The 6,000-nt window shown below is 69.4% G+C and carries 8 protein-coding genes and 1 pseudogene; 3 read left to right on the forward strand and 6 right to left on the reverse strand.

The features are described 5' to 3' along the window. The first annotated feature begins 10 nt into the window (after positions 1-10). Both ACFXB5_RS12040 and ACFXB5_RS12045 read left to right on the forward strand, forming a co-directional pair. A complete protein-coding gene (locus ACFXB5_RS12040) occupies positions 11-925 on the forward strand; it encodes a YceI family protein (protein WP_385205851.1) in 915 nt (304 codons plus the stop codon). A 188-nt stretch (positions 926-1,113) separates the two neighbouring features. Continuing rightward, on the forward strand, positions 1,114-1,368 hold the full coding sequence (locus tag ACFXB5_RS12045; RefSeq protein ID WP_385205786.1) for a hypothetical protein: 255 nt from the start codon (positions 1,114-1,116) through the stop codon (positions 1,366-1,368). A 22-nt stretch (positions 1,369-1,390) separates the two neighbouring features. Here the strand turns inward: ACFXB5_RS12045 and ACFXB5_RS12050 are convergent, their stop codons facing one another. The 6 genes and pseudogenes from ACFXB5_RS12050 to ACFXB5_RS12075 form a co-directional block, all read right to left on the reverse strand. Further along, positions 1,391-1,537: a hypothetical protein gene (locus tag ACFXB5_RS12050; RefSeq protein ID WP_385205789.1), complete on the reverse strand. Its 147-nt coding sequence runs from the start codon at positions 1,535-1,537 to the stop codon at positions 1,391-1,393. Between the two features lie 33 nt (positions 1,538-1,570). After that, positions 1,571-2,098: an organomercurial lyase gene (gene merB, locus ACFXB5_RS12055; RefSeq protein ID WP_385205792.1), complete on the reverse strand. Its 528-nt coding sequence runs from the start codon at positions 2,096-2,098 to the stop codon at positions 1,571-1,573. Positions 2,099-2,266: 168 nt separating this feature from the next. Beyond that, complete coding sequence (locus tag ACFXB5_RS12060) at positions 2,267-3,079, reverse strand: DUF3761 domain-containing protein (protein ID WP_385205795.1); 813 nt, start codon at positions 3,077-3,079, stop codon at positions 2,267-2,269. Between the two features lie 155 nt (positions 3,080-3,234). Further along, positions 3,235-4,083, reverse strand: coding sequence for an ABC transporter permease (locus ACFXB5_RS12065; RefSeq protein ID WP_385205798.1), 849 nt, complete (start codon positions 4,081-4,083; stop codon positions 3,235-3,237). 14 nt (positions 4,084-4,097) lie between these two features. Beyond that, positions 4,098-4,747, reverse strand: a pseudogene (locus ACFXB5_RS12070) (ATP-binding cassette domain-containing protein); the annotation flags it as partial. A 141-nt stretch (positions 4,748-4,888) separates the two neighbouring features. Beyond that, positions 4,889-5,275 carry a Clp protease N-terminal domain-containing protein gene (locus ACFXB5_RS12075; RefSeq protein ID WP_385205854.1) on the reverse strand — a complete coding sequence of 129 codons (387 nt, stop codon included), beginning with the start codon at positions 5,273-5,275 and terminating at the stop codon, positions 4,889-4,891. A 93-nt stretch (positions 5,276-5,368) separates the two neighbouring features. Between ACFXB5_RS12075 and ACFXB5_RS12080 the strand changes: the two genes are divergently transcribed. After that, on the forward strand, positions 5,369-5,857 hold the full coding sequence (locus ACFXB5_RS12080) for a glutathione peroxidase (protein ID WP_385205801.1): 489 nt from the start codon (positions 5,369-5,371) through the stop codon (positions 5,855-5,857). Positions 5,858-6,000 lie beyond the last annotated feature (143 nt).

Genomic DNA, 6,000 nt, shown 5'->3' on the forward strand with positions numbered 1-6,000 from the left:
GATGACTGCAATGCCCCTCGCACTGCTCCGGCGCATGCGCACCAAGCGTCCGGACCGCGGATCAGGTCTCAAGATCGCCCTGCCCGTGGGTGCCGGAGCCTTCAGCTGCGAGGTCCTGGACCCCGTTGGCCAGGCCCTGGGCGGCGTGGAGGTCACCGTCACCGAGACGCGTGGCGCCGCCCGTACGGTGGCCAGGGCCACCACCGATCCGCATGGACTGTTCCTCGCCACGCTCGAGCCGGGGCAGTACACGGTGCTGCTCACCGGAAGCGGTCTGCAGCCCAACCGCCTCACCGTCGACATCACCCACGGCCAGAGCGAACCTCCCCGCCGGGTGCAGATGGAGCCCTCCCAGCAGCTCGAACTCCCGCCGCCCGGCACCTGGCTCTTCGACCCGCCGCACACCGCGATCCGCTTCATCGCCCGCCACGTGGGCATGGCCAATGTGCACGGCCGCTTCACCCGCTTCCGGGGCGGCATCCACATCGCCGAGCGGATGGAGGACTCCCGCGTCGAGGTCGTCATCGACGCCTCCAGCATCAACACCGGCAACAACACCCGCGACGCCCACCTGCGCTCGGCCGACTTCCTCGACGTCGCCAACTTCCCGGAGATCCACTTCGCCAGCAACCGCTTCACCTGGCGCAGCGGCCCCAAGTGGACCCTCCAGGGCCCCCTCACGATGCACGGCGTGAGCCGCTCGGTGACCCTGGACACCACGTACCTCGGCGCCGTCAACGGCGGCTACGAACAGGAACTGCGCTGCGCCGCCCTCGCCACGGCCGAACTCCATCGGGAGGACTACACCCTGAACTGGCGCAATATGCTCGCCCGCGGCATCGCCGTGGTCGGCCCCACGGTCAAGCTGGAGCTCGACATCCAGGCGATGTACCGCAACCACGCCACGCCGACGCCGCCTGAGTAGGCCGCTGACCCACTAGTCCGCCGCCTCCTGCGGGGCAGCCGTCACCAGACCGGCTGCTCCGCGGGACGCGGGAAAATCTTCCCCACGGATGCCCTGGGTCGGAAGATTCTCCCCCGCATCCCGCGATCTTCGGGTAAAGACGCAAACATCTCTGGTACGGCGCCCGCCGGATCTTTGCGTTCGCCCTGATGATCCGCGGCGGCATCCCGGCCGACGCGATCGAGCCGTACCTGCACGCGCGTGCCTGGCTGACCGACGCCGCCCGGCTGCTGGACCGCACGCCCGACGCCCTCGCCCATGAACTGGTCACGACCATGCTCCGCAGCGGTGCCGTCGTCCTGCGCGACGGCCGCCTCCACGCCGCCGCGGACCACACTCCGGTGGCGGCCGAGACGCTGCGCGTACCGCACCCGCGGGCTTGGCCGGGCACGGGGGCACCCTGAGCGCCGGACGGAGGGCATCCGGTCAGTCGGGCAAGCCCCAGAAGGGGCCGTGCAGGCCGACCTCGGCGAAGTAGGCGCTGGCGGCGGCGGGGTCGCGGCGGGTGTAGCCCGGCTCCAGCCGTCCGGAGTACCAGTCACTGGCGAAGCGCCACAGGGTGGCCAGATCCATGACATAGCCACGCTCCTGGCCCGTCTCGCGCAGTTAGGTGTCGACGCAGTCGGTGGAGCAGAACAGGCGCTGGTTGCCGCAGGTGTGCACGACATCGTCCCAGGCCCGGCTCATAGGGATGAGGAAATGGGCCACCTGGCCGCCCTGCGGGGGTGCCTCCCGGCCGACCACCCAGGCGTGCGGGGTGTCGCAGGCCGGACAGCGGGTGGCGACCAGGACGTCAGGCTCGTCCCGGAGCAGGTGGGGCATGGCGAACGAGTCCCAGGCGCAGCCGCCCCACCACAGGGTGCGCGTCCCCATGACGGAGAAGCCGAGCGGCACGGAGGCGAAGGGGTGGGCCATCACGACCCGGTCGTTGTCCTGAGGGTCCAGGACCAGATCATGGCTGTCATGAAGGGTGCGCAGTTCCTGGCGTACCCGGTCGGGAGCGAGTCCGGTGAGCGCGGCGAGTCCCGGCAAGCCCGGAGCCTGTCCGGTACGCGCGAACCCGTGGTAAACGGCCAGGCGGACCGTTTCCGTCTCGTCGAGGTTCATCGGTGCGCTCGAGGCGTGCTCGGTCATTCCTGTGGTTCCTTCGCTGGTTGAGGCGATGAGTCCAGCGTGCGCTCCGCGGGGGTCCGGGGCCTGAAGGCTCGTGCGGCACGATCGGCACATGACGTCTTCCGGAGAACGCGCCGCCTACCGCACGGGGTGGCGGGCCCTGCGGCCCGCCCTCATCGCCGTGTCAGATCACCGGTAGAAGACGGCGACACCACCGTGATGCGAGCACGCGCCCTGGTGATGGGCGGCGTAGGAGTAGGTGCCGTCGTTGCAGAGTGCCGTGGCCCCGCTGCTCGATCCGCCCGTGCTGCTGGACGACGACCCGCCGGAAGACCCGCCGGAAGACCCGCCGGATGCCGACCCGCCGGATGACGATCCGCCGCCCCCGGAGCTCGACGAGGACGATCCGCCGGATGACGTGCCGCCGGATGATGCGCTGCCACCGCTGGTCGATGAGGACGAGTCGTCCTCAGCATCGGTACCGCCCGTCGAGGCGTCGGCCCGGTAGGAGCACGATTCGTCGTCCTTCACCACGTTGAAGGTGATCGTGCTGTCCTCGTCGACGCGGCCTGGGCTGGGGTCCTGTGAGCACACCCGCCAGTTGCGGTCCCAGACCTGAAATCGGCCGCGCCCGGTCAGGTCGTGGCTGCGCAGACGGTAGAGCCCCAACTCCTGCGCCGCGTCCTGGGCGTCCTGCAGGCCCCGGCCGGTGAAGTCGGGCAGCTTCACCTTCACCACGGTCGGAGCGGAGGTTTTCGGTGCGGCCGGGGACGAGGTGGTGTGCGCCGGGGTGGGTGAGGCGCTGGGTGATGTCGACGGTGAGCCGCTCTTGGCGACGACGGTGGTCGGCTTGTCGTCCTTCTTCGACGAGCCGCCGTCGTCGAACGCCGCTCCGATCCCCCCGATGACCAGCAGACCCAGCAGACTGAGACATCCACAGCCAAGTGCCGTCTTCTTCTTGTTTCGTCCCTCACCGGGCGATGGGTGATTATTCCGAGACATGAGCCCCCCTTGACTGATACACGGAAGGCTGACCGTAACCGCACTCGTTGAAAGCTGAAGAGATTGTGTGGGAGATGTGGTCAAGTTGTGATGAAGTGAGGGGCGGTGGTCAGCGCACAGGGGGTCTCAGCGGTACTCGCCGAAAAACAACGGCATCACCCGACCCGCCGCAGGGCGCGCTCGCGGCGTTCGGCCACCGTCGAGCCGGACTCCCGGCGTGCCATTCGCCGCAACACGACCGGCGCCACGAGCAGGCCGAGCACCGCCCAGGCGCCCAGCACACCCGCGGTTTCGAGGTGCCGCCAGGACTCGTCGATCTCGACCGCGGCGGCCGAGTCCGGCAGCAGGGCCGAGCGCATGCCGAGGCCGAGCCAGTAGATCGGGAAGCCCTGGGCGATCCACCGCACCCACTCCGGCAGCGCGGTGATCGGGTAGAAGATCCCGGAGATCGCGATCATGGCGAGTATCGGGAGCGTGAGAAGTCCCTGACTACGGGTGCTGGTGAACACCGAGCCCAGTACCGCGCCGAGCGGCAGGGTTGCCACCAGGCCCAATGCCAGCACCCAGGTCAGGGTCAGCCAGGGCCCCGGGCTGCCGACCGCGAGTCCGGAAATGAGGAACAGGGCGGGGATCAGAAAGATCGCGACGTCGACCAGCAAGCCGCCGGACACCGAGACGACCTTGCCGACCAGGTAGCCCTGCATGCCATTGGGTGTCGCCTTGGCACGCAGCAGAGTTCCATCCTCGCGGTCGGCGGTGAGGATCTGACTCATGGTGACCATGCCCATCGCGGCGTTCATGCCAAGGATGCTGGGCAGTGCGAGGGCACCGAGCATAAATCCGCTCTGTTCGAAGGTCACATCCCGCAGGAAGAACAGAGTGACCAGCATCAACACGGGCCAAAAGAAGTGGTTGAACAGATCCCCGCCGTTGGTGAGCGTCTGCCGCAGCTCGATCAGGCCGCGGGACCAGCCGGCCCGGAGCGCCGTCGCCGTTGGATTCATCGAGCCACCTCTTCTTCGAGGTTCTCGATCGCCGAGCCGTACTGCTGGAACAGGTCGAAGGCGAACGCGGTCGACTCGGTGGTCGAGTGGCGGAAGCGCTGCTCGTCGCGGGTCCAGCGCACCTGGTCTTCACCCGCGATCTGCTGGGCGAGTTCCGCTGCCGTGCCGTCGGCGACGATCCGGCCACGGTTGAGGGGCCGATCGCCACATCCAGTCGGCGCCGCTGACCGCCGGAGAGCATCCTGATCTTCTTGTTCGCGTGCTCGGTCAGGCCGACGGCCGCAATGAGGGCATCTGCGGCCCAGGGCCGGGTGATCCGCTCGGTGGAGTAGTCGGCGTAGTGGGAACCCAGATGGGCGAGTAGTTCGCGCACCCTCCATTTCCCGTGGTCCCGCCAGGACTGTAGGACGACCCCCACCCGCGCCCGCCACCGCTCGTCGCCGTGGGCTGGATCGGCGCCGAGCACCTCGACCCGGCCGGCCGACCGCGCCCGGAAACCTTCCAGGATCTCGATCGTGGTGGTCTTGCCCGCGCCGTTCGGCCCCAGTAGGGCGAGCACCTCGCCGTGGCGGACCTGGAAGGTGACGGCGTGCAGGACGTCGACCGAGCCGTAGCGCATGCGCAGCCCGTCGACGTCGAGCACGACCGTCTCGCTCGTCGTCATGAGATGACCTCTCTTCGCCGGAGAAACCGGATGACCGGATCGCACCGCGCGCGAAGCCGGACAGCTTGACCGCGTCGGAGGAAGGGGCGGTTCAGCCGTGGTCGGCCGGGCCGTGCGGGCAAGCGAATCGGAGGGCCCGATTCACCAGTTGCCGCAGGCGAGCGTCTCCCGGGCACGTGCCCTCAGGTCCGCCCGATCGATACCGGCCAGCGTGAGCGCGCGGGGTACGGTGCCGATCCCGGTGTCCAGGATGCCGAGCGGCAGATGCGTGGGGCGCAGGTCCTTCTTGCCGGTGAACGCGGCGAAGCCGCGTTCGAGCGCGAGCCTGGCGGAGGCGCCGACCTTCGGTGGGCGCTTGGGGGCCCGGCTCGGCTTCGGGAGGCCGAAGGAGGCCAGGGACACCCCGACCGCGTTCAGGCTGTGCTCGAACTCCCGGTCCAGCGCGTTCCTGATCGTCTGCCGCCCGAGCCCGGCCGCGGTCAACACGCGGTGCGCGGCGGTGCCATCGTCGGCGGCGATCGCCAGCAGGAGGTGGTGTTGCTTAGGCTGGTTCTTCGGCGAGAACTACTGGGACCCCCATAGATTGGGCTCACCCACCGAACGACGAAGGCGGTAGATCTCATGGGCCTGTACGACATCCCCCTGCGCACCCTCACCGGCGAGCCGACCTCGCTCGGTGAGCATCGAGGTGCGGCGCTGCTGGTGGTCAATGTGGCGTCCAAGTGCGGTCTGACCCCGCAGTACGAGGGGCTCGAGCGGCTGCAGCAGCGCTATGCCGGGCGCGGGTTCACCGTGCTGGGGGTTCCGTGCAACCAGTTCGCGGGGCAGGAGCCGGGGACGAGCGAGGAGATCCAGACGTTCTGCTCGACGACCTACGGGGTGTCCTTCCCGCTGCTGGAGAAGATCGATGTCAACGGCGAGCAGCGGCATCCGCTCTACGCCGAGCTGACGGGAACGCCGGACGCGCAGGGCGAGGCGGGGGATGTGCAGTGGAACTTCGAGAAGTTCCTGATCTCGCCGGACGGTGAGGTCGTGGGCCGGTTCCGGCCGCGGACCGAGCCGGAGGCGGACGATGTCGTCGCCGCGATCGAGGCCCAGCTGCCCCGGTGAGGTGAGGCGAAGGGGGTGGGGCGAAGGGGGTGGTGGGGGGGGGCGGGCGGGGCCGCCCCCCCCCCGGCCCGGCCGGGCCCGCGCGCCCGCGCCCCCCGCCCCCCCCCGGCCGCGCCACCTGTTACAGCCCACAAAAAAGGACA

This window comes from Streptomyces sp. NPDC059455 (genome assembly GCF_042750115.1).
GTDB classification, from domain to species: domain Bacteria; phylum Actinomycetota; class Actinomycetes; order Streptomycetales; family Streptomycetaceae; genus Streptomyces; species Streptomyces endocoffeicus.